Genomic DNA, 21,254 nt, shown 5'->3' with positions numbered 1-21,254 from the left:
CGATCCTTCGCTTCTTTGCGCTGCAACAAATCCAGCCGTCGCAGGGGCGTCTATAGGGATGGCGACAACAACGATCATTCCCACCGGAACGAAGGAACGCATGATGAAACGGGCAATGGCATTCGCGGCGACAGTCCTTGCAATCGCCATGGCGAGCGGCGCGCATGCCGCGGACCATCAGGTCCAGATGCTGAACAAGGGCGAGAAGGGCGCCATGGTCTTCCAGCCGGATTTCATCACCGCGGCGCCCGGCGATACCGTCACCTTCCTGCCGACCGACAAGTCCCATGACGCCGAGTCCGTCAAGGGGATGCTTCCCGCCGGCGCAGAGCCCTTCAAGGGCAAGATGAGCGAGAAGATCACCGTGACCGTCGACGCAGAAGGCGTCTATGGCGTGAAGTGCACGCCCCACTACGGCATGGGAATGGTGGCGCTGATCGTCGTCGGCAAGCCGACTAACCTGGCCGAGGCCCAGGCGGTGAAGCACCCCGGCAAAGCCAAGAAGGCCTTTGATGCCCTGCTGGCGCAGGTTCCCGCCAACTGACCCTCGCCTGACCATCGGGCCGGACTCCCTCCGGCCCCCACCGGGACTTTTCTGAATGGCCATTCCCCGCACCCGGTCGGGTCGCTATCCCGCCATTCTTTCCTATGGCTTCCGGCCGTTCTTCGGACTCGGCGCCGTCTTTGCCGGCCTGTCCATCCTGTTCTGGTTGCCGCTCCTGCATGGCCACCTAACCACGTCGAGCCTGTTCGTCCCGGTCGACCGGCATGCGCACGAACTGCTGTTCGGCTACCTGGCCGCGGTGCTGACCGGCTTTCTCCTGACCGCCATCCCAAACTGGACCGGGCGCCTGCCGGTGCAGGGTCGGCCACTGCTGGCGCTGGTGCTGCTCTGGATCGCCGGCCGAATTGCCGTGTTCTATTCGGCCGGGACGGGGTGGTGGGTGGCCGCGCTGGTTGATTGCGCCTTCCTGCTGGCCGTCGCCGGCGCCGCCGTCGTCGAAATCGTGGCGGGTCGCAACTGGCGCAATCTCAAGGTTCTTCTGCCGGTGCTGGTTCTCCTGGCAGCCAATGTCCTTTTCCATATCGAGGCGCATGTCGAAGGCCTATCGGACGTCGCCCGGAGGCTGGCGATCGGTGCGGCGATCGTGCTGGTAATGGTGATCGGCGGCCGCCTGATCCCGAGCTTTACCCGCAATTGGCTGGCGCGGGAAAATCCCGGCCGCCTTCCGGTGCCCCCCAACCGCTTCGACATGGCGGCCCTTCTGCTGACCGCATCCGCCTTAGCGGCATGGACCTTCTGGCCACAGCGCGCTGAGACCGGAGCAGCCCTGCTCATCGCTGCCGTCCTCAATGCCGTTCGCCTGGGCCGCTGGGCCGGCGACCGCACGCTGCGCGACCCGCTCGTCTGGATCCTGCACGTCGCCTACGCCTTCGTGCCGGTGGGCCTGCTGCTGGCGGCGCTCGCCATCCTCTTGCCGGATAAGGTCGCCCCGGTCGCCGGGCTTCACGCCCTGGGCGTCGGCGCCATCGGCACGATGACGCTCGCCGTCATGGTGCGCGCCACGCTCGGCCATACCGGCCATCCCCTGCGCGCCGGCAAGGCGGGCGCCTTCGTCTTCGCTTCCATCCTGATCGCGGCATCGGCCCGGATCGCCGCGGCGCTCGGCCTGCCCGGCAACGAACTCCTTCCCCTCTCCGCCGGCGCCTGGGCGGCCGCGTTCCTGGGCTTTGCCGTCCTCTATGGCGGCATGCTTTGCGGGCCGCGTCGATCGAAGGACGACACGCCGCGGAAATCGTAGTCGATCGCGCTTCTCCTTGCGTTTCGGCAAAGAAGGAAAGTACCGGCCCGCTATTTTCAACCTGTTCCTTTCCTTCTCTGAGCAACATTGGAGAGATCCATGCTCGATCTGCAGAAATCGACAGGCGAAATTCTTGTGAAGGCACCGAGAGGCGACCCGCCCCAAATTCCCTCAGGGTTTCGGCGCCTGTGGGTGGCAATGGCGGCGACCTTCGCCTTGATGTTGCTATCGCCGGCCTACGCGCAAAGCCACCAGCACGGCGCAGCAACGGCCGAAGTGGCACAGCCGCAGGCGAAGACGGCAGCCCCCGCCGCGGCCGAGAAGACGCCGCCGCCGGCATCGGGCGCCGTGGCGACGGCCTCGGTCAGCTATCACAACCCCACCACCTTCACGCTTCGCACCGGCATCGCCACGGGGCGCATGGTCTATATCGGGGTCGGCGGCGACATAGACGGCAAGATCAATCCGACCCTGATGGTGCATGAGGGCGAGCTAGTCCAGATCAACCTCATCAATGGCGAAGGCGCCGAGCATGACGTGGTCATCGACCAATATGCAGCGCGTTCTTCTGTCGTGGTTGGCAAGAACGCCTCCTCCACCTTCGCGTTCACGGCCAGCAAGGTCGGCGAATTTGCCTATTTCTGCTCGATCGCCGGACATCGCCAGGCCGGCATGGAGGGCTTGATCCAGGTCATGGCCGGCCCGCGCGAGGCGATGGCGTCGGATGCTGCCGATGTCGTTCGCGACCCCGCCGATCTGCCTGGCCCGATCGGACAGCGTGGCTCGAAGGTGGTCCGGGTGGATCTGGAGACGGTCGAACTTGTCGGCAGGCTCGATGACAGCTCGACCTATACCTACTGGACGTTCAACGCCAAGGTTCCCGGCCCATTCATCCGCGTGCGCGTCGGCGATACGGTCGAAGTCCACCTTAAGAATCCGGAAGGCAGCGTCATGGCCCATTCCGTCGATTTCCACGCGGCAACGGGCCCCGGCGGCGGCGCCCATGCGACCCAGACGGACCCGGGCAACGAGTCGGTCGTGACCTTCAAGGCGCTCAAGCCCGGCATCTTCGTCTATCATTGCGCGACGCCGAGCGTTGCCCACCACATCACCAGCGGCATGTACGGCATGATCCTGGTGGAGCCGGAGGGCGGCCTGCCGCAGGTCGATCGTGAATTCTACGTCATGCAGGGCGAACTCTATACCGTCGAACCCTTCGGCACGAACGGCGCGCTGGAGATGGACTATGACAAGCTGATCTCCGAGCGGCCGGAATACTTCCTGTTCAATGGCGCGGTCGGATCGCTGACCAAGACCCATCCGCTTTATGCCACCGTCGGCGAAACGGTGCGCATCTTCTTCGGCGTCGGCGGACCTAACTTCACCTCGTCGTTCCACGTCATCGGCGAGATCTTCGACAGCGTCTATGCCATGGGCAGCGTCGGCTCCCCGCCGCTGACGGGCGTGCAGACGGTCACCGTGCCGCCGGGCGGCGCCACCATCGTCGACTTCAAGATCGATCGCGGCGGCCACTACGTTCTGGTTGACCACGCCCTGTCCCGCGCCGAGCGCGGCCTGGCCGGCTATCTGATCGTCGACGGACCGGAGGACGACGACATCATGCATGCCGGTCCGGCCGACGCGCCGGCCCCGTAATTACGCGCAGCATGGGGGGCGCGGGGACCAGGCACCCGCGCCCCACCAATCTTGCGGATCGCGGTCCCGTTGCGATTTCGCGTCTTAGGCTTACTAGAATCGCTCGAGGAGGAGGCTCACCAGCGCCATCAGGCCGAAGGCGATGAGGACCGCCCCGGAGGCCCAGCGGACCCAGCGCGCGAAGCCTTCCGGCAGACGGCGGTGCGCGATTGCCACCGAGCCGCTCAGCACGATCCACCAGGCGAGGGAGCCCAGAAACACGCCCGCCACCACGGTGAGCGCGTCCGCTCCTTCCTCCGCCAGGCCGAGCCCGGCGAACATCGCTGCGAAGGAGAGGATCGTCATCGGATTGGCGAGGGTCAGCGCGAAGGTCGCCACCGAGGTGCCGAGGAGGTCCCGCGCGCCGACACTGGCCACGCCCGGAGACGATTTCGATTGCAGGCTCTTCCAGCCGAGCCAGATCAGAAACAGGCCGCCGACCAGGCGCATCGGGCCGCTGATCTCGCTCAAAACAGCGGAAAAGGCGGCAAAGCCGAGCGCCGCGAGGCTCGCATAGAAGCCGTCAGCGAGCGCGGTGCCGAGCCCGCCGGCCATGCCGGCCCAAAAGCCCCGTTCGAGCGTGCGGCTGATGCAGAGCGCGCCGATAGGTCCGAGCGGGGCGGCGACCGCGAGACCGAGCAGCAGGCTTTTGCCGAACAGCGCGAGATCAATCACGCCGGACCTCCGTCGGGTCGAAAGGTCCATCGACGACGGAGGACAGCGCAATCACCGTTTCGCTGCGCGCGATGAACCGGGCGGCTTTCAGCTCCGAAAGAAAGGCCTCGAGATCGGCGAGCGAGCCGACATGCACCTTCACGAGATAGGACCAGGGTCCCGTCACATGGTGGCATTCGGCAATCGTCGGCTGCGACCGGGCATAGGCCCGGAACGCCGCCTCGTCGGCCTCGGCGGCCAGCGCGACCCATACAAAGGCCAGGACAGGCCGGCCGAAGGCGGCGGGATCAGCGTCGACCGTGAACTTGCGGATCGCGCCGCTGGCCGCGAGGCGCCGGATCCGCTCATTCACGGCGGAAGCCGAAAGCCCCACGACGGCGCCGATATCGGCGAGCGAGCGGCGCGCGTCTTCGGCGAGGAGATTTGATATTTTGCGGTCTATTTCATCCATGACCGCAAAATCGTCTGATTCAGCACTCTATGTCAACATATTATGCGAAGCTATGGACCGCGCCACGGGAGGCCATCACGCCGGATGCTCCACCCCGTCCTCGTCGCCGAAGCGCCGCAACGCCTCGGCGTTCAGGATCGTGATCGAACCATAGCGGGTCGTCAGCCATCCCTTGGCGGCAAACCGCTTCAGGGCGGCATTGACCTGGCGGCGGGATGCCGAGGCCATCGTGCCGACCTCGGCCTGCGTCAGCAGAACCTGCTTGCTGCTCCACGTCATGCGCTGCAGCACGGAGGCGATCCTGCGGTCGGGGTCCGGCTTCTGCAGATCGTGGATGATGCGGATCAGCACATCGACGCCATGCAGCAGGTTCTTGCAGAAGCGGCGGCTGACCGAGGGATCGGCGGCAGTCATCTGGGTCATCTGGTCCAGCGGCAGGTGCATCACCCACAGCTCGGTCAGGGCGCGCAGTTCCAGCCGGCGCGGCTGCCGTATCAGATAGCTGTCTTCCCCCGTCCAGGAACCCGGCACGCCCATATGGACCAGTTGCGGCGCATCGACCTGCGGGGCCGTATTGACGGCGACCACGCCGCTCACCAGGCCATAGATACCGCCGAGGTCATCGCCAAAGTGATAGATCACTTCATTCGGCGCATAACGCAGCAGGATGGAGCGTCGCAGCACCTCGTCCGCAAAGGCTTCCGGTTCCCTGGATAGCCATCCGTTCTCCCGAAGGATGGCTTCGGCGGTGGCTCGCTTGATCAAAGTCGCGCTCATGATTCCCCATGGGCCTGAAACCGGGAAGGGCTCCGCCGAAGCGGGCTGGCTCAGTCGTCCTGCGTTGAAAAGAGCCGCAGCTTCTCGGCGTTGAGGATGGTGATCGACCGATAGCGGGTCTTCACCCAGCCCTGATCCGCAAACCGCTTCAAGGCGGCATTGACCTGCCGGCGCGAAGCGCGGGCCATGGTGCCGATCTCGGCCTGGGTCAGTGGGAGAGGATGCTCGCCGATCCAGCGGGCCCGCTGGAGCACGGCGGCAATCCGGCGGTCGGGATCGATCCGCTGCAGATCATGGATCACGCGGATGAGCGCATCGACGCTGGCCATGATGATCTGGCCGAAATTGTGGGCGACCATCGGGTCGGCCTCGGCCATTTCATCCATCTGCTCGAGCGGCAGGTACATGGCCCAGGTCCCGACCAGCGCGCGCAGCTCGAAGCTCCGCGGCTGTCGTGTCAGGAAGCAGCCCTCTCCGGCCCAGGCGCCCGGCGCGCCGACATTGATCAGCTGCGGAATGTGGTTGGCCGGCGCGGTATTGATCATCACGCCGCCGCTCACCAGGCCATAGATGCCGGCCGGCTCGTCGCCAGAGCCGAAGATCCGCTCGCCCGGCGCAAAGTGCACGAGAATCGAGCGTCGCAGGACTTCCTTCTGGAAGGCCTCCGGCTGATGGAACAGCCAGCCATTCTGCAGGAGAATGGCCTCGGCCTCGTCGCGTTTGATCAGGTTCGGGCTCATATTGAGCGGATAGCACATTCAAAATTCCAAATTGTTCCCACGGAACAGTCTGGCTCCGCGTTTCTCCGCATTTCTTGTCGCGAGAGAATCAACCATCGGAGCCTGTCCCTTGCGATCCGCCCTTGCCGTCGCGGCCTTCCTGCTCACCTGTGCGTCGCCCCTGGCCGCCGATCTCGCCTCCAAGCCGCCGGTACCGCCGCTGCCATCGGTCGGACCGAGCTTTTCCTTCACCGGCTATGGATGGGCGTCGGCGATCGACGGACGGGGCTCGACCTTGCCGCCGCTGCCGGCGGCCGACCTCGATCTCAGCTTCGGCGATATCCTCAAGAACATGAACGGCGCCCTGATGGGTTCCGCCGAGATGCGCATGGGGAACTGGAGCTTCCTGGCCGACGCAATGTTCTCGCAGGTGACGCCCGGCGGTTCCCTGCCGGGTCCGTACTTCTCGTCGGCAGAGGTCCGTACGCGCACGCTGACGCTGCAGAGCGGGGTGCTCTACCGCCTCCATAGCGACGAGACCTTCGATCTCGATGTCGGCGCGGGCCTTCGCTTCTGGAACCTCGACAACGAACTGAAGATCTCGCCGGGATCGCTCAACCGCGAGATCGACTACAGCCACTCCGAGAACTGGCTCGACCCGGTGCTCGCGGCCCGCATGACCGCGAGGCTCAGCGGCCCCTGGAGCGTCACGGTCGCCGGCGATATTGGCGGCTTCAACATCGGGTCCAAGCTGACCTGGCAGGCGGTCGGCACGGTCAACTACCAGTGGAACCAGAACTGGGAGTTCCGGACGGGCTACCGCGCCCTCTATGTCGACTATCGCAAGGACGATTTCCTCTACGACACGACGATGCACGGCCCGATCCTCGCCGCGACCTATCGGTTCTGAATCACCCGATTGCGCGATCCGGACAGTCTTCCTCGCCATACCCGCTATGGCTGTGTTCGAATCGCGAACGCACTCGCGATCCGGACACGGGGATGGAAAGGCAGGCGATGCAGGCCGAGGCGGCGCAGAGGGAAGGGTCCGGGGAGCGAGGACGCGAGGGCATGGTGTTCGTGCCGGGCGGAAGCTTCTGGATGGGATCCGATCATCATTATCCGGAAGAGAAGCCGGCCCATCGCGTCCAAGTCGACGGCTTTTTGATCGACGAGACCCCCGTCACCAATGCCGAGTTCGCCGCTTTCGTCGCCGCCACCGGCCATCGGACCTTCGCCGAATTCGCGCCGGACCCGCGCGACTATCCCGGCATCCTGCCGGAAATGCTCTATGCCGGCTCGCTCGTCTTCCGCGAGCCGACCGGGCGGGTCGATCTGCGCGACTGGTCGCAATGGTGGACCTTCCTGAAGGGCGCCAACTGGCGCCAGCCCTATGGGCCACGCAGCAGCCTGGCCGGCATGGACGATCATCCCGTCGTCCATGTCACCTATGACGACGCCATGGCCTATGCCCGCTGGAAGGGAAAGGATCTGCCGACCGAGGCGGAATGGGAATTCGCCGCCCGCGGGGGACTCGACCGGGCGGAATATGCTTGGGGCTCGGAACTGACCCCCGAGGGCCGCTACATGGCCAATACCTGGCAAGGATCGTTTCCGACGGTCAATCGCCAGCTCGACGGATACGCCCGCACTTCCCCGGCGCGGGCGTATCCTCCCAATGGTTACGGCCTCCACGACATGATCGGGAACGTCTGGGAGTGGACCTCCGACTGGTTCGCCTCGAAGCACGAGGCGGATACCGGGAAGGCCTGCTGCATCCCCCGGAACCCGCGCGGCGGGCTCGAGTCCGCCAGCTACGACCCCTGCCTCCCCGACATAAAAATCCCGCGGAAGGTGCTGAAGGGCGGGTCGCATCTCTGCGCGCCGAACTACTGCCGCCGCTACCGACCTGCAGCGCGACATGCCGAGGCGATCGATACGTCGACCAGCCATGTCGGGTTCAGATGTGTTGTTCGAAATGAAGTTTAGAGGAAATCCGGTTCTGGACAGCGCGAAAACTGTCGGCACCGAGTGGAAATCGTTGGCTCTGAGGAAAACAGGTCGGATGCGTAGATCCTTGAATTTAATGGCCGCGTTTATAACGAGCTTCGCATTGCTGGCTGGCTCAGCGGTGGCGCAAGAAAATCCCGTCACGGCCATAGACATCGCGCTGGAACCAGACGCAGCTATGCTTCAACACGCGGAGGCGACCAATGCCCGCCTGCGCGCGGCTTTCCCAGAGGGCTACGCTCTGGATGCAACACACCGCCCGCATATCACGATCCTGCAGCGGTTCGTCGACACGGCAGCGCTCGACGAGGTCTACGCCGCGGTCGGTGCGGTCCTTGCCGCCGAAAACCCGGCCGAATGGACGCTGAAGACGCTCAAATACGACTTCATTGTCTCGGACCAGACCGGCGTGACAGCGCTTCTCGTCGAGCCGACGGACCAACTCATCCGGTTCCAGCAAAAACTCATCGACGCAGTTGCTCCCTTTACCGTGGAGACGGGAACGACGGCTGCGTTCTTCACCACGGCGGAAGAACCCGACATCAACCAGCCAACAATTGACTATGTGAATCGCTACGTGCCGCACTCGAGTGGCAAGAAGTTCATGCCACACGTCACAGTCGGTGTGGCCCCCCCAGATTATCTCCAGAAGATGATCGCCGAACCGTTCGACGCATTCACATTCTCGCCCGCAGCGCTGTCAGTTTACCAGCTCGGAAACTTCGGAACGGCGCGGAATAAACTGCAGGCGTGGCAGCTGAAACCATAATTACGACCCTCCCGTCTAGCTCGTGCCCCATGTTGACCACGAGAACGGCGCCGGGAGGAAGGTTGAGATGCCCACGGCAAAGGAGCCGTCCCGCAAGGGCTGCGGGAGGGGCGCTAAAGAGTTTCACGAAACGGAGAATCGCATGAAACGGCTTCCTAGACACCCGTTCAGAGCTCGCTGGCTGGGGGTCGGCACGACGCTCCTAATGCTGGGATCCCCCGTGGTAGCCCAGGAGGCGCTGCCGTTTCCGCCAAAGCCCTCGGGCAGCAAGGCCGGACCGACGATCGCGGAATCGACCTACAGCCCCCTGCCTGCGCAGTCCCATCTCCCCGCCGACGCGCCGAACATCGTCGTGATCATGCTCGACGACGTCGGTCCGGCGCTTCCGAGCACCTTTGGCGGCGTCATCGAGACGCGCACGCTGAGCCGCGTCGCCGGCGACGGCATCACCTATAACCGCTTCCACAATGCCGCGATGTGCTCCCCGACCCGGGCGGCGCTGCTGACCGGGCGCAACCACCACCGCGTCGGCTATGGCCAGATCGCGGAGCTTGCAAACGACTGGGACGGCTATTCCGGCCTGATCCCCCGCACCTCGGCCACCGCAGCCAAGGTGCTCGGCTACTATGGCTACGCGACCGGAGCGTTTGGCAAATGGCACAACACGCCGGCCAACGAGACCACGGCCGTCGGTCCCTATACAAACTGGCCGGCGGGACAGGGAGTCGGATTCGACTATTTCTACGGCTTCCTGGCGGGTGAATCCTCGCAATGGGAGCCTGCGGTCGTCGAAAACACGGTCCGGCTGAATCCATCCGAAGGGAAGGACGAGTATCACTTCACTGAGGACATGACCGACAAGGCCGTCTCATGGATGAAGCAGGTCCATGCGCTGACGCCGGATCGGCCCTTCTTCATGTACTGGGCCCCCGGCGCTTCGCATGGTCCCCATCACATCTTCAAGGACTGGGCGGACAAGTATAACGGGAAGTTCGACGACGGCTGGGACGTCATGCGCGAGCGCGTCTTCGCCCGCCAGAAGGAACTCGGCTGGATCCCGCAGGATACGGAGCTCACGCCGCGGCCGAAGACGCTCGCTGCATGGGCCGACATTCCCGAGGACGAAAAGCCGTTCCAGCGCCGCCTCATGGAAGTGTTCGCCGGATATACCGAACACGCGGACGCGCAGGCTGGCCGGCTGATCGATGCATTGGACGAGCTCGGCATCCGCGACAACACGCTCGTCTTCTATATCTGGGGCGATAACGGCTCGAGTGCTGAAGGCCAGAACGGCACGATCAGCGAGCTCCTGGCGCAGAATAACATTCCTTCCGACATCAAGGACCATATCCGAACCATGAACGAGCTGGGCGGCCTGGATGTTCTGGGCTCGTCCAAGGTCGACAACATGTACCATGCCGGCTGGGCCTGGGCCGGCTCGACGCCCTACCGTTCGACGAAGCTGATCGCCGCGCATTTCGGCGGAACGCGCACGCCGCTCGCGGTGTCCTGGCCAACAAAGATTAAGGCGGACAAAACGCCACGTCCGCAGTTCCATCACGTCAACGATATTGTGCCGACGATCTACGACATCCTGGACATCACGCCGCCCAAGCTCGTCGATGGCATCAGCCAGGATCAGTTCGACGGCACCAGCATGACCTATTCCTTCGCCTCGCCGACGGCGCCGGATACCAAGAAGGAGCAGTATTTTGAGGTCATGGGCAGCCGCTCCTACTACAAGGACGGATGGATCGCCTCGGCATTTGGGCCGCGAGTGCCCTGGCAGACGGGCGTCGATCCCGCGATCCTGAAATGGTCGCCGAAGGACGATGTCTGGGAGCTCTATGATCTCTCCAAGGACTTCTCGCAGGCGATGGACGTCGCCGCCGCCAATCCCGAAAAGCTCAAGGAGCTGAAGAGCGCGTTCGACGCAAGCGCGACCGACAACAAGGTCAACCCGGTCGGCGGCGGCCTCTGGTCCGCGGTCTTCCACCCGGAAGACGCGCCGTCCAATCCCGCCAGGACGTTCAACTACACGCAGGACGTCGTCGGCGTTCCCGAGTTCACCGCACCGCGGCTCGGATCTCGCAGCAGCCTTGTCACCATCGATGTGGATTTGCAGCCTGACTCGAAGGGTGTGCTCTACGCGCTCGGCGCGGTCTCGGGCGGTGTCGCGCTGTGGGTCGAGAACGGTAAGCTCAACTTCGAGTACAATCTGTTCGAGATCGAACGGACGCAGCTGGCAACCTCCGCCCCGCTCCCGACCGGACAGGTCAAGATCGAGGTAGAGACGCGCAAGGTCGACGGCGCCCGCCCTGCGCCGCTAGACATTGTCATCCGCGTGGATGGCCAGGAGGTCAGCAAGGGGCGGGTTCCACGCTCGACGTCGCTTGCCTTCACCGCCAATGACGCCTTCGACGTCGGCCGGGACAGCTATTCCCCTGTCTCGCTCGCGTATTTCGACCGCAAGCCCTTCGCCTTCAACGGCAAGATCCGCCACCTGAAGGTCGATTACCTGGACTAAGCGCCGATCCGTCGGGGCGGCGGGCGAGACCCTCGCCGCCCCGACGAGCCCGGGCCGGAGCTTTCCAATCCGGCCCTCCTTTTTCTCAGGGTCGGCCGATCGCCGGCCCGGATTCCCCACCCTGCGGCAAGCCCCCTAGACGCGTCGCGCATAAGGGGTGGACGACGGTGGTTTTGAGATTGGTGTCGAGCGCCGCGCGGGTGTACTAGGCGGAAGCTTCAACCGACCTTGGCCGGCACCAATTTCCGGCCCCAAGACCTTCTGCGACATGAGCAACACGTTCACGACGATCGCGGTGGTGCTGGCACTCGCCTTCGTCCTCTACCGTCTCCGACGGGGCTATCTGCGGGCGCATCGCTGCCGGGTTCGGCTGCGCGCCGAAAAGATCGGCTGGCCGCTCGTGGTGGCGAGCCTGTTCGGCATGTGGCTCGGGATCACAGCCCATCTGCCGTCGATGCTGACGCAGGAACTGCTGGTCGCGCTCGGCGCCGCTTCGCTCGCCGTCGCCGCGACCATCGATCTCTGCTGCCGGCAATATCTGGGCGCCGCGCCGCTGACGATCTGGCGCTATATCCCGGTTTCGAGCGCCGGCCTCTCCGCCCCCGCGCTGGCCTCGACCTATCTCCGGGCCTTCCTACCCAGGGGCTTCGTGCTGGCGATGACCGCGCTGTTCGGGGCGACCGCGGCGCTCGCGCACGGGCTGGCCGGCACCGGCGCGCTCTCCCTGGGCACTGCCTTTCTTCTTCTCGTGGCGGCGCTGCTCGGCTGGGTCGTGCTGGAAAGGATGCAGGCCCGGCCGAGCCTGTCGAAGGACGCGCTGGCCTTCCTGCTCGCCGAACCCGACGTCGCGGGCAACGACCTCAGCCCGCAGGCGCTCTATGCCGCCGACCGTTCGAACGGCTTCCAGCTCGAGCGGTCCGCGCCGGCGATGCCGGAAACGATCCTCCTGATCCTCAATGAATCCGCCGGCAACTTTCTGCCCTCCAGCGACGGGGAAACGTCCCTCGCCCAGCGTATCCGCAGCCTCAGCGGCAATCCGGACGAATGGTTCGCGCCGCGCAACGTCGTCACCAATTCCTGCTGCACCGAGATCAGCTTCCCCTCGATCCTGACGGGCACGGGCTCGCATGAGGACATCGACACGCTGCACCGCCTGCCCTTCGTGTTCGACCTGGCCAAGGCGCGCGGCTATCGCACGGCGCTGCTGATGTCCTCGACGCTGCAGTGGCTGAATCTCGACCGCTTCTTTTCGGCAGCCCCGCTCGACGAGCTGAGCAGCGCCGAGACGAGCGGCCAGCCGCTTGTCAACGACCTCGGCATCGACGATGCCTTCACGGTCGAGCGGTTCGAGCGGATGATCGAGACCGCCCGAGGGCCGGTTTTCGCGGTCGTCTTCCTCAATGCGCTGCATGTGCCGTTCCAGTCGGAAAGCCGGCTTCCCGTCGCTCCAGGCTTGAAGGACAGGCGCTCCCGGGCGCTCGCGATCGCCGAAAGCGCGCATCAGCGCCTGTTCGAAGCCTTGAAGCGAGCGGGACGATATGACGACGCGCTGATCGCCTCGATCGGCGATCACGGCGAACTGCCGGGCCACCGGGACACCCCGCGCGCGACCATTCCGCGGCAGGAGAATGTCAGCGACTGGGTGCTGCGGCCGCTGTTCCTGCTGAAGCCGCCGCGCGGCCTGCCGGGGCCGATGGCCGAGGCCCTGCATGGCAATGCCGACAGCCTGATCGCCAATGTCGATATCGCGCCGACGCTGGCCCATCTCCTGGGCACGACCCTGTCGGACGGTCTCGCCTATACCGGTCACAGCCTATTCGAACCCATCCCGCCGGAACGCATCGCCGTCGCCACCAGCGCCAATGCATGGCGCCCCTGGCACGGCGCGGCGGTTGCGCTGGCGCGCGGCCGGGAGCGGCTGACCTGCGACCGGTACGATTTCCTGCAATATGAGAGCGGCGACGGTGTGGATGCGGCAACGGCCTCGCTGCGGCGCCAGCAACTTCTCGACGCGGCCATGCAGGTCGAAACCGTGCGCCAGAACATCGCCCACATCTACCGTGCTGGCGCGGGCCGGTAGTCCGGGCGTCTTGATCTGGAACGGGGACGGCCGGCGCGGAGCCCTGTGCCCTTCAGTGTGAGGATGGCTAAATGTCGGGCCGCTTGCGGCACGCTGGCACCGCCCTCGCCTGTGAGTATGATCTTTTGTACTAGACATCATACGATACTTCCCCTTAGCCTCGCGCAACACAGGGTTGTCGAGAGGGGCGAGGGATGCGTGGCGTTTGGGTCGGAGTGCTGCTGGGAATCGCGGCGGCGTGCATGCCTCTCTCGGGCGCTCTCGCACAAACCCTGAACTTCTCCTGGCCGTCCAATGTCGGCCCGCTCGACCCGCACGGCTATGCGCCCAACCAGATGTTCGCGCAGGGCATGGTCTACGAATCCCTGGTCAAGTATCAGCCGGACGGAACCGTCGCGCCCTGGCTCGCGACCGCGTGGACCACCTCCGAGGACGGCCGCACCTACACGTTCACGCTCCGCGACGGGGTCACGTTCTCGAATGGCGAGCCGTTCGACGCCGCCGCCGTGGTCGCCAATCTGGAGTCGGTAATCGCCGACCGCCGGACCCATGACTGGCTCGAACTGATCAACCAGTTGCAATCAGCCAAGGCGCTCGACGGGAGGACCGTCGAGCTGCGGCTGAAGGACCCCTACTACCCGCTCCTGCAGGAATTGGCGCTGGTTCGCCCCGTGCGCTTCATTGCGCCGTCGCAACTCCAGGCCCCCGTCGGCGCCCGGGCGCCGATCGGCACGGGTCCCTGGAAGCTCGTCGAAACGCGGCTCGGCGAATATGACCTCTTCGAGCGCAATGACGGCTACTGGGGCGACAAGCCAGCCTATCAGAAGGTCGTCGTCAAGGTGATCGCGGACAGCAATACGCGGGCCGTCGCGCTGGAGACGGGCGACATCGACCTGATCTATGGCGACGAGGGACCGATCACGCCCGACACCTTCGCCCGCCTGAAGGCGCAGGGCTACGCGGCCGAGATCTCGCCGCCGCTGGGGACCCAGGTGCTTGCCCTCAACACCAACAAGGGGCCGACCCGCGACCTCGCCGTGCGACAGGCCATCAACCACGCCGTCGACAAGGACACGCTGATTTCAGCGATCTATCACGGCACGCAGACCAAGGCCGACACCCTGTTCGCGCCGTCCGCGCCCTATTCGGATGTCGGGCTGAAGCCCTATGGCTACGATCCGGCGCTGGCGGCGAGCCTGCTCGACAAGGCCGGCTGGCGTCTCGCGCCCGGCGCCCGCTTCCGCGCCAAGGACGGCCAGCCGCTGCAGGTGGAGCTCGCCTATATCGGCACCGACGCGGTGATGAAGTCGATGGCGGAGGTGCTGCAGGCGGATCTCGCCAGGGTCGGCATCGAGGTCCGGCTGCTCGGCGAGGAGGCCAATTCCTTCTATGCCCGCCAGACCGACGGCAATTTCGGTATGATCTTCGGCAACACGTGGGGCGCGCCCTACGATCCGCACGCCTTTGTCAGCTCGATGCGGGTACCGGCGCATGCCGATTACCAGGCCCAGCTCGGCCTCGCCGACAAGGCCGAGATCGACGCGAAGATCGGCCAGGCGCTGACAAGCACCGACGCGACGAAGCGCCAGGCGCTCTATGCCGACATCCTGACCCGCCTGCATGACGAGGCGGTCTACCTGCCCCTCACCTTCTCGACGGCCATGCTGGTGGCGCGCGACACGGTCGGCAATCTCGGCTTCGGCGCGACGCAGTTCGACTATCCCTTCGCCGCCCTGAAGCCGAAGGAGTGAGCGCGCCATGGCCGGCTTCATCCTGCGCAGGCTGCTGCTCCTGATCCCCATCCTGCTGGGCGTATCCATCCTGATGTTCGTGATCCTGCGGATGGCGCCCGGCGACCCGGCCGTGGCCTATCTCAAGCTCTCGAGCATCCCGCCCACGCCCAGCGCCGTGGCCGAGGCGCGGCAGACGCTCGGGCTGGACCGGCCGATCCTCGCCCAATATGTCAGCTGGCTCAGCAATGCAGTCCAGGGCGACTTCGGCGTCTCGCACGTCACGCGGCGGCCGGTGATCGACGACATCCTTCACTACCTGCCGGCGACGCTGCAGCTCGCGGGTGCGGCGCTGCTCTTCACGCTCATCGTCTCCGTTCCGCTCGGCATCTGGTCGGCGCGCTACAAGGATCGATGGCCCGATCAGCTGGTGCGCGCCTTCGCCTTTGTCGGCGTCTCCACGCCCAACTTCTGGCTCGGCTTCCTGCTGGTGCTGCTGTTCTCGCTGACGCTGAAATGGCTGCCGCCCATGGGCAAGGGCGGCTGGCAGCACATGATCATGCCGGTCCTCGCCGTCTCGTTCATGTCGCTCGCGATCAACGCCCGGCTGCTGCGCGCCAGCATGCTAGAGACGGCGAGCGCCCGGCACGTGCTCTATGCCCGGCTGCGCGGCCTCGGCGACCGGCAGGTGGAGCGGTCGCACATCCTGCGCAACGCGCTGCTGCCGATCGTGACGGCGACCGGCATGCATGTCGGCGAGCTGCTGGGCGGCACGCTGGTGATCGAAAGCGTATTCGGCTGGCCCGGCATCGGCCGCTATGCCGTCTCGGCGATCTACAGCCGGGATTTTCCCGTCATCCAGTGCTTCACGCTGTTCCTGGTCACCATTTTCGTCGTCTGCAATCTGCTCGTCGACATCCTCTATGCGTGGCTCGATCCGCGCATCCGCCTCAATGCGGAGGCCGCGATATGAGCGTCGCCAGCCTCGACGCGCGCGCCGCGCGACGCCGGATGTCGCGCCTGCCGATCCGCGACAGCTGGGCGGTGCGCATCGCCCTCCTCATCGTGGCCCTCCTGGCGATCGCCGCCATCGCGGCGCCGTGGATCGCGCCTTACGATCCCGATGCCGTGGACCTGGCCCAGCGGCTGCAAGGGCCGAGCCTCGCCCATTGGCTCGGCACCGACCATCTCGGGCGGGACGAGCTTTCGCGGCTGATCTACGGCACCCGCGTTTCGCTCGGCTCGGTCGCCCTCAGCATCGTGCTGATCCTGGCGCTGGCCATCGCCGTCGGCGGCCTCTCCGGCTATATGGGCGGTCGGGTCGATCAGGCGATCATGCGGTTCTGCGATTGCTTCCTCGCCTTTCCGACCATCGTGCTGGCGCTGTTCCTGATCGGCATCCTCGGCACCGGCATGGTCAACGTCATCATCGCCATCGCGCTGTCGCACTTCGCCTGGTATGCGCGCATGGTTCGCGGCCTTGTGCTGTCCTTCCGGCAGCGCGATTTCGTGCTGGGCTCGCGCGCCGCCGGCGCCAGCCGCGTGCGGGTGTTCTTCGAGCACCTGTTCCCGGCGATCATGGCGCAGATGATCGTGCTGGCGACCCTCGACATCGGCCACATGATGCTGCACGTGGCCGGGCTTTCCTTCCTCGGGCTCGGCGTGCAGCCGCCCACGGCGGAATGGGGCGTGATGATCGGCGACGCGCGCCAGTTCGTCTGGTCGATGCCGATGCTGATCCTATGGCCGGGCCTCGCGCTTCTCCTCAGCGTCATGGCCTTCAACATTCTGGGCGATGCGGTCCGCGACCGGCTCGACCCGAGCCTGCACGGGGACCACCAGCATTGAGCGAGACCCTGACGATCGAAAACCTGCATGTCGCGGCGCGGCACGGCCATCACGACCATGTGCTGGTCCACGGCGTCAGCCTGACGCTTCGCCGGGGCCGCATCCTCGCACTGGTGGGCGCCAGCGGCTGTGGCAAGTCGATGACCTGCAGCGGCGCGCAGGGCGTGCTGCCGCCGGGTGTACGGGTCACGCAGGGGCGCGTGCTGCATGACGGCAGGACCGTCACGCCGGAACAACTGCGCGGCCGGATCGTCGCGACGATCCTGCAGAACCCGCGCAGCGCCTTCAACCCGATCCGCACCATGGCGGATCATGCACGGGAAACGCTGCGCGCCGTCGGCAGGCTCGAGGGCGACTGGCGGAACCGGACGCTCGAGGCCTTCGCAACCGCGGGGCTCGAGGACGCCGAAAGCGTGCTGCCGCTGCACGCCTTCGAGATGAGCGGCGGCATGCTGCAACGGGCCATGATCGCGCTCGCCCTGCTTTCGGATGCGCCGTTCCTGTTCGCGGACGAGCCGACGACCGATCTCGACCTGATCGTGCAGGCCCGCATCCTCGACCTGCTCGACGAGCTGGCGCGGCAGCGCAATCTGGGCGTGCTCCTGATCACGCATGACATGGGCGTGGTCGCGCGCCTCGCCGATACGGTGGCGGTGATGGAGAATGGGCGGATCATCGAAACGGCAACCACCCGGGAGATCTTCGACAACCCGCAGCGCATTGCGACGCGCGAACTGGTCGAGGCGCACATGTCGCTCTATCCGGAGGTCGCATGAGCGTCATCCTCGCCGCCCGCTCGGTCTCGAAATCCTATTCCAGCTATTCCCTCACCGGCCGGTCTGCCCCGAAGACGGTGCTCCGGGACGTGTCGCTGGATATCGCAGCCGGCGAGAGCATCGCCCTGCTCGGCCGCAGCGGATCCGGCAAGAGCACGCTCGGCCGGCTGCTGCTGGGTTTCGAGCGGCCGGATGGGGGCAGCGTGGCGTTCGAAGGCGAAAGCGTGAGCGGCCTTTCGGGCGAGCGGTACCGGCACTATCGGCGTTCGGTGCAGGTGGTGTTCCAGGATTCGCTCGGCGCCGTGAACCCGCGCCATAGCATCGGCCGGATCATCGCCGAACCGCTTCGCCATCTCACCGATCTGACCGAGGACGCGCGAACCGAAAGGGTTCGCTCGCTGCTGGCGCAGGTGGGCCTGGGTCCCGACGACGCCCGCAAGCTGCCCTCGCAGATGAGCGGCGGCCAGCTGCAGCGCGTCTGCATCGCCCGCGCCATCGCGCCGGCGCCGCGGCTGCTGGTGCTGGACGAGGCGGTGTCCAATCTAGATCTCGTGCTGCAGATGCAGATGATCGCGCTGCTGAGGGATCTTCAGGCCCGGCTGAAAATGGCCGTGCTGTTCATCACGCACGACCTTCGGCTGGTGCAGCTGTTCTGCAGCCGCGTCATCGTGCTCGCGCAAGGCGTCATCCAGGAAGACGCTCCGGTGACGCGGGGGCTGGCGCTGCGCTCGGCCGAGGGTCGGCTGTTGCAGGACGCCATCCTGCCGGCCCGGCCCGTCCATCGGGCGCCGGCCTTCTGCGACTGAACTGACCGCGCGGCAGACAATAGAGTTGGGCCGGCCTCGCCCCACGGTGGGATAGGCCGGCCCCTTTGTTTCCGTCGCCGCCTCAGCGCGGCGCGAGATCCGGCGCGAGGAGGCCTTCTGCGACAAGGTCGGCCCAGAGTGCATCCGGGATCGCCACGTCCATCGCCGCCATGTTGCGATCGAGATTGCGCTTGCTGCTGACGCCGATCAGCACCGACGCCACGGCCGGATGGCTGAGCGGGAAGCGCTGCGCCGCGACCGCCAGCGGCACGCCGTGGCTGCGGCAGATGCGCTCCAGCCGGTTGACGCGCTCCACGATCTCCGCCGGCGGTTCGGCATAGTTGTAATGCGCGCCCGGCACGGCGCCGGTCGCCAGGATGCCGGAATTGAACACGCCGCCGATCACCAGGCTGGTGCCGCGCGCAACGCAAGCCTCGAGCAGCGGCCGCGCGCCCTCCTGCTCCAGCAGCGTGAAGCGGCCGGCGAGCAGGAACGCGTCGATCTCGGCATGATCGAGCGCCTGAAGGCAGACCTCGACCTCGTTGACGCCGAGGCCGATCGCCTTGACGTCGCCGCTGGCGCGCAATTCCTGCATCGCCTTCAGGCCGCCCGACATGGCGACGGGGAAATATTCCGCGTTCTGTTCGACGCCATGCGTGTCGACGCCGATATCGTGCATGTAGAGCACGTCGATGCGGTCGAGGCCCAGGCGATGCAGGCTCGCCTCATGCGAGCGCAGGATGCCGTCATAGGAATAGTCATATTCCTGCTCGAACGGCAGCACGTCGACGAAGCCATAGAACCCCATCTCGCGGCCGCGCAGCGGCGTCAGGATGCGGCCGGCCTTGGTCGAGAGCACATAGCTGTCGCGCGGCTTGGAGCGCAGGAAGTCGCCGAGGCGGCGTTCGCTCAGGCCGTGGCCATAGCGGGGCGCCGTATCGAAGAAGCGGATGCCGGCATCCCAGGCCGCCTGCAGCACCTCATGGGCGGCCTCGTCGGAGACCGCCTGGTAGAGATTTCCGATTCCGGCGCCGCCGAAGCTGATCGTCGTGACATCCAGTCCGCTCCGACCGAGCGGGCGCGTGGCGATGGTCATGTCAGCCTCCGAACTCGTTGGCGGCGATCGATTCCGCCTTCATCTCGATCGAGAAGCCGGGGAGCTTGGGCGGCATGTAGGCGGCGTTGCGGATGTCGCAGGGCTCGACGAAATGCTCGTGCAGATGGTCGACATACTCGATCACGCGGCCTTCCTTGGTGCCGGAAACGACCAGATAATCGATCATCGACAGGTGCTGGACATATTCGCAGAGGCCGACGCCGCCGGCATGCGGCCAGACCGGCAGCTTGTACTTCGCCGCCATCAGCAGCACCGCGAACACCTCGTTGAGGCCGCCGATGCGGCAGGCGTCGATCTGGACGATGTCGATCGCGCCTTCCATGATGAACTGCTTGAACAGGATGCGGTTCTGGCACATCTCGCCGGTCGCGACCTTCACCGGCGCCACACCGGCGCGGATCTTGCGGTGGCCGGCGACGTCATCGGGACTGGTGGGCTCCTCGATGAAGAAGGGGTTGGAGAACTTCAGCTTGCCGACCCAGTCGATCGCCTGGTCGACTTCCCAGACCTGGTTCGCGTCGATCATCAGGTAGCGGTCCGGCCCCATGACCTCGCGCACCGCCTTCAGGCGACGGATGTCGTCTTCCAGGTCGCGGCCAACCTTCATCTTGATATGGGTGAAGCCGGCATCGACCGCCTCCTGCGCCAGGCGGCGCAGCTTCTCGTCGGAATAGCCGAGCCAGCCGGCCGAGGTGGTGTAGCAGGGATAGCCTTCGGCCAGCAGCGTGGCGCGGCGCTCTTCCTTGCCCTTGGCGGCCTCGGTCAGCAGCGCCAGCGCTTCCTCCTTCGTGACGCAATCGGTCAGGTAGCGGAAGTCGATGATGTCGACGAGCTGTTCCGGCGTCATGTCGGCGACGAACTGCCAGACCGGCTTGCCGGCTTCCTTGGCCATCAGGTCCCACAGCGCATTGACAACGGCGCCGGTGGCGAGATGCATCGCGCCCTTGTCGGGGCCGATCCAGCGCAGCTGGCTGTCGGCCGTCAGGTGGCGCCAGGCGCGGCCGGGATTCTCCCGCACCCAGTCCATGTCGAGGCCGACGATCAAATGGCGCATCGCTCGGATGGCGGCGCAGCAGATGTCGTTGCCGCGGCCGATCGTGAAGGTCAGGCCGTGGCCGTCGAGCCCGTCCTTGTCGGTCTTCAGGATGACATAGGCGGCCGAGTAATCGGGATCGGGGTTCATCGCGTCCGACCCGTCGAGCGACTGCGAGGTCGGGAATCGAAGGTCGTGCACGGCGATGTCGACGATGCGGGTCATGGGCTTTCGGTCATCCATATGCAGGGGAAGTTCAGGTCGATGCGGTCGGCGTCCAGGCAGCGGGGGCAGCCTATCCTACGACCGGGGCACGGACCGTGTCAGCACGGCTTCCATCGGCCCATTGCGTCAGATTTGAATGTGCTATTCATATGTAAGCAATCTGGGCAGGACGGTCAATCGCGCTCCGCCCCGAAGGCAGCCAAGCGAAGGGTGG

Annotated in this window: 19 protein-coding genes; 13 read left to right on the top strand and 6 right to left on the bottom strand. The window is 65.7% G+C overall.

What is annotated here, in order from left to right; all coding sequences use genetic code 11:
- Nucleotides 1–103: 103 nt before the first annotated feature.
- From ACHMWQ_RS04495 to nirK, 3 genes are all read left to right on the top strand, one after another.
- Complete coding sequence (locus ACHMWQ_RS04495; RefSeq protein ID WP_396309387.1) at nucleotides 104–544, top strand: pseudoazurin; 441 nt, start codon at nucleotides 104–106, stop codon at nucleotides 542–544.
- A 55-nt stretch (nucleotides 545–599) separates the two neighbouring features.
- Nucleotides 600–1,802 carry an NnrS family protein gene (locus ACHMWQ_RS04490; protein ID WP_396306541.1) on the top strand — a complete coding sequence of 401 codons (1,203 nt, stop codon included), beginning with the start codon at nucleotides 600–602 and terminating at the stop codon, nucleotides 1,800–1,802.
- Nucleotides 1,803–2,021: 219 nt separating this feature from the next.
- Nucleotides 2,022–3,458 (top strand): copper-containing nitrite reductase, encoded by a 1,437-nt coding sequence (gene nirK / locus ACHMWQ_RS04485; protein ID WP_396306540.1) that lies wholly within the window; start codon nucleotides 2,022–2,024, stop codon nucleotides 3,456–3,458.
- A 93-nt stretch (nucleotides 3,459–3,551) separates the two neighbouring features.
- Here nirK and ACHMWQ_RS04480 read toward each other — a convergent pair whose 3' ends face one another.
- The 4 genes from ACHMWQ_RS04480 to ACHMWQ_RS04465 all read right to left on the bottom strand — a co-directional run bounded on the left by ACHMWQ_RS04480 (nucleotide 3,552) and on the right by ACHMWQ_RS04465 (nucleotide 6,158).
- Entirely contained in the window at nucleotides 3,552–4,169 is a 618-nt protein-coding gene (locus tag ACHMWQ_RS04480) for a LysE family translocator (RefSeq protein WP_396309386.1), read from the bottom strand.
- The gene (locus tag ACHMWQ_RS04475; RefSeq protein ID WP_396306539.1) at nucleotides 4,165–4,623 is read right to left on the bottom strand and encodes an Lrp/AsnC family transcriptional regulator; all 459 of its coding nucleotides are present in this window, start codon (nucleotides 4,621–4,623) and stop codon (nucleotides 4,165–4,167) included. Before ACHMWQ_RS04475 ends, ACHMWQ_RS04480 begins: the two co-directional genes overlap by 5 nt.
- Nucleotides 4,624–4,698: 75 nt before the next feature.
- The gene (locus ACHMWQ_RS04470) at nucleotides 4,699–5,400 is read right to left on the bottom strand and encodes a Crp/Fnr family transcriptional regulator (RefSeq protein WP_396306538.1); all 702 of its coding nucleotides are present in this window, start codon (nucleotides 5,398–5,400) and stop codon (nucleotides 4,699–4,701) included.
- A 50-nt stretch (nucleotides 5,401–5,450) separates the two neighbouring features.
- Nucleotides 5,451–6,158: a Crp/Fnr family transcriptional regulator gene (locus ACHMWQ_RS04465; protein WP_396306537.1), complete on the bottom strand. Its 708-nt coding sequence runs from the start codon at nucleotides 6,156–6,158 to the stop codon at nucleotides 5,451–5,453.
- A gap of 91 nt (nucleotides 6,159–6,249) precedes the next feature.
- On the opposite strand from ACHMWQ_RS04465, the gene ACHMWQ_RS04460 reads away from it, so the two are divergent.
- The 10 genes from ACHMWQ_RS04460 to nikE all read left to right on the top strand — a co-directional run bounded on the left by ACHMWQ_RS04460 (nucleotide 6,250) and on the right by nikE (nucleotide 18,665).
- Nucleotides 6,250–7,029, top strand: coding sequence for a hypothetical protein (locus ACHMWQ_RS04460; RefSeq protein ID WP_396306536.1), 780 nt, complete (start codon nucleotides 6,250–6,252; stop codon nucleotides 7,027–7,029).
- Nucleotides 7,030–7,136: 107 nt separating this feature from the next.
- Entirely contained in the window at nucleotides 7,137–8,108 is a 972-nt protein-coding gene (locus ACHMWQ_RS04455) for a formylglycine-generating enzyme family protein (RefSeq protein ID WP_396309385.1), read from the top strand.
- Nucleotides 8,071–8,898, top strand: coding sequence for a 2'-5' RNA ligase family protein (locus ACHMWQ_RS04450; RefSeq protein ID WP_396306535.1), 828 nt, complete (start codon nucleotides 8,071–8,073; stop codon nucleotides 8,896–8,898). Before ACHMWQ_RS04455 ends, ACHMWQ_RS04450 begins: the two co-directional genes overlap by 38 nt.
- Before the next feature lie 142 nt (nucleotides 8,899–9,040).
- Nucleotides 9,041–11,425 (top strand): sulfatase-like hydrolase/transferase, encoded by a 2,385-nt coding sequence (locus ACHMWQ_RS04445; RefSeq protein ID WP_396306534.1) that lies wholly within the window; start codon nucleotides 9,041–9,043, stop codon nucleotides 11,423–11,425.
- Between the two features lie 268 nt (nucleotides 11,426–11,693).
- A complete protein-coding gene (locus tag ACHMWQ_RS04440; RefSeq protein ID WP_396306533.1) occupies nucleotides 11,694–13,505 on the top strand; it encodes a sulfatase-like hydrolase/transferase in 1,812 nt (603 codons plus the stop codon).
- Nucleotides 13,506–13,699: 194 nt separating this feature from the next.
- A complete protein-coding gene (gene nikA, locus ACHMWQ_RS04435) occupies nucleotides 13,700–15,256 on the top strand; it encodes a nickel ABC transporter substrate-binding protein (protein WP_396306532.1) in 1,557 nt (518 codons plus the stop codon).
- Nucleotides 15,257–15,263: 7 nt separating this feature from the next.
- Nucleotides 15,264–16,208, top strand: coding sequence for a nickel ABC transporter permease subunit NikB (gene nikB, locus ACHMWQ_RS04430; protein ID WP_266334300.1), 945 nt, complete (start codon nucleotides 15,264–15,266; stop codon nucleotides 16,206–16,208).
- Nucleotides 16,205–17,083, top strand: coding sequence for a nickel ABC transporter permease subunit NikC (gene nikC, locus ACHMWQ_RS04425; RefSeq protein WP_396306531.1), 879 nt, complete (start codon nucleotides 16,205–16,207; stop codon nucleotides 17,081–17,083). The genes nikB and nikC overlap by 4 nt, the downstream gene beginning before the upstream one ends.
- Nucleotides 17,080–17,859, top strand: a complete 780-nt coding sequence (locus tag ACHMWQ_RS04420) for a nickel import ATP-binding protein NikD (protein ID WP_396306530.1) — start codon at nucleotides 17,080–17,082, stop codon at nucleotides 17,857–17,859. The genes nikC and ACHMWQ_RS04420 overlap by 4 nt, the downstream gene beginning before the upstream one ends.
- Nucleotides 17,856–18,665 carry a nickel import ATP-binding protein NikE gene (nikE, locus tag ACHMWQ_RS04415; protein ID WP_396306529.1) on the top strand — a complete coding sequence of 270 codons (810 nt, stop codon included), beginning with the start codon at nucleotides 17,856–17,858 and terminating at the stop codon, nucleotides 18,663–18,665. Before ACHMWQ_RS04420 ends, nikE begins: the two co-directional genes overlap by 4 nt.
- 82 nt (nucleotides 18,666–18,747) lie before the next feature.
- On the opposite strand, the gene ACHMWQ_RS04410 is transcribed toward nikE, so the two are convergent.
- Together ACHMWQ_RS04410 and ACHMWQ_RS04405 are read right to left on the bottom strand one after the other, a co-directional pair.
- Complete coding sequence (locus ACHMWQ_RS04410) at nucleotides 18,748–19,755, bottom strand: aldo/keto reductase (RefSeq protein WP_396309384.1); 1,008 nt, start codon at nucleotides 19,753–19,755, stop codon at nucleotides 18,748–18,750.
- 7 nt (nucleotides 19,756–19,762) lie between these two features.
- Complete coding sequence (locus tag ACHMWQ_RS04405; protein ID WP_354553321.1) at nucleotides 19,763–21,040, bottom strand: L-fuconate dehydratase; 1,278 nt, start codon at nucleotides 21,038–21,040, stop codon at nucleotides 19,763–19,765.
- Nucleotides 21,041–21,254 lie beyond the last annotated feature (214 nt).

The sequence above is a fragment of the Kaistia sp. UC242_56 genome (genome assembly GCF_044452255.1).
Taxonomy (GTDB): Bacteria; Pseudomonadota; Alphaproteobacteria; order Rhizobiales; family Kaistiaceae; genus Kaistia; species Kaistia defluvii_A.
This window is presented reverse-complemented; position numbering and strand designations above follow the sequence as displayed.

Bases quoted from the DNA above. Each gene is read 5' to 3' on its own strand.
- nikA (WP_396306532.1), top strand. From the start codon at position 13,700: ATGCGTGGCGTTTGGGTCGGAGTGCTGCTGGGAATCGCGGCGGCGTGC.
- nikB (WP_266334300.1), top strand. From the start codon at position 15,264: ATGGCCGGCTTCATCCTGCGCAGGCTGCTGCTCCTGATCCCCATCCTG.
- nikE (WP_396306529.1), top strand. From the start codon at position 17,856: ATGAGCGTCATCCTCGCCGCCCGCTCGGTCTCGAAATCCTATTCCAGC.
- nikC (WP_396306531.1), top strand. From the start codon at position 16,205: ATGAGCGTCGCCAGCCTCGACGCGCGCGCCGCGCGACGCCGGATGTCG.
- ACHMWQ_RS04405 (WP_354553321.1), bottom strand. From the start codon at position 21,040: ATGACCCGCATCGTCGACATCGCCGTGCACGACCTTCGATTCCCGACC.
- ACHMWQ_RS04450 (WP_396306535.1), top strand. From the start codon at position 8,071: ATGTCGGGTTCAGATGTGTTGTTCGAAATGAAGTTTAGAGGAAATCCG.
- ACHMWQ_RS04490 (WP_396306541.1), top strand. From the start codon at position 600: ATGGCCATTCCCCGCACCCGGTCGGGTCGCTATCCCGCCATTCTTTCC.
- ACHMWQ_RS04455 (WP_396309385.1), top strand. From the start codon at position 7,137: ATGCAGGCCGAGGCGGCGCAGAGGGAAGGGTCCGGGGAGCGAGGACGC.
- ACHMWQ_RS04495 (WP_396309387.1), top strand. From the start codon at position 104: ATGAAACGGGCAATGGCATTCGCGGCGACAGTCCTTGCAATCGCCATG.
- ACHMWQ_RS04470 (WP_396306538.1), bottom strand. From the start codon at position 5,400: ATGAGCGCGACTTTGATCAAGCGAGCCACCGCCGAAGCCATCCTTCGG.
- nirK (WP_396306540.1), top strand. From the start codon at position 2,022: ATGTTGCTATCGCCGGCCTACGCGCAAAGCCACCAGCACGGCGCAGCA.
- ACHMWQ_RS04440 (WP_396306533.1), top strand. From the start codon at position 11,694: ATGAGCAACACGTTCACGACGATCGCGGTGGTGCTGGCACTCGCCTTC.
- ACHMWQ_RS04445 (WP_396306534.1), top strand. From the start codon at position 9,041: ATGAAACGGCTTCCTAGACACCCGTTCAGAGCTCGCTGGCTGGGGGTC.
- ACHMWQ_RS04465 (WP_396306537.1), bottom strand. From the start codon at position 6,158: ATGTGCTATCCGCTCAATATGAGCCCGAACCTGATCAAACGCGACGAG.
- ACHMWQ_RS04475 (WP_396306539.1), bottom strand. From the start codon at position 4,623: ATGGATGAAATAGACCGCAAAATATCAAATCTCCTCGCCGAAGACGCG.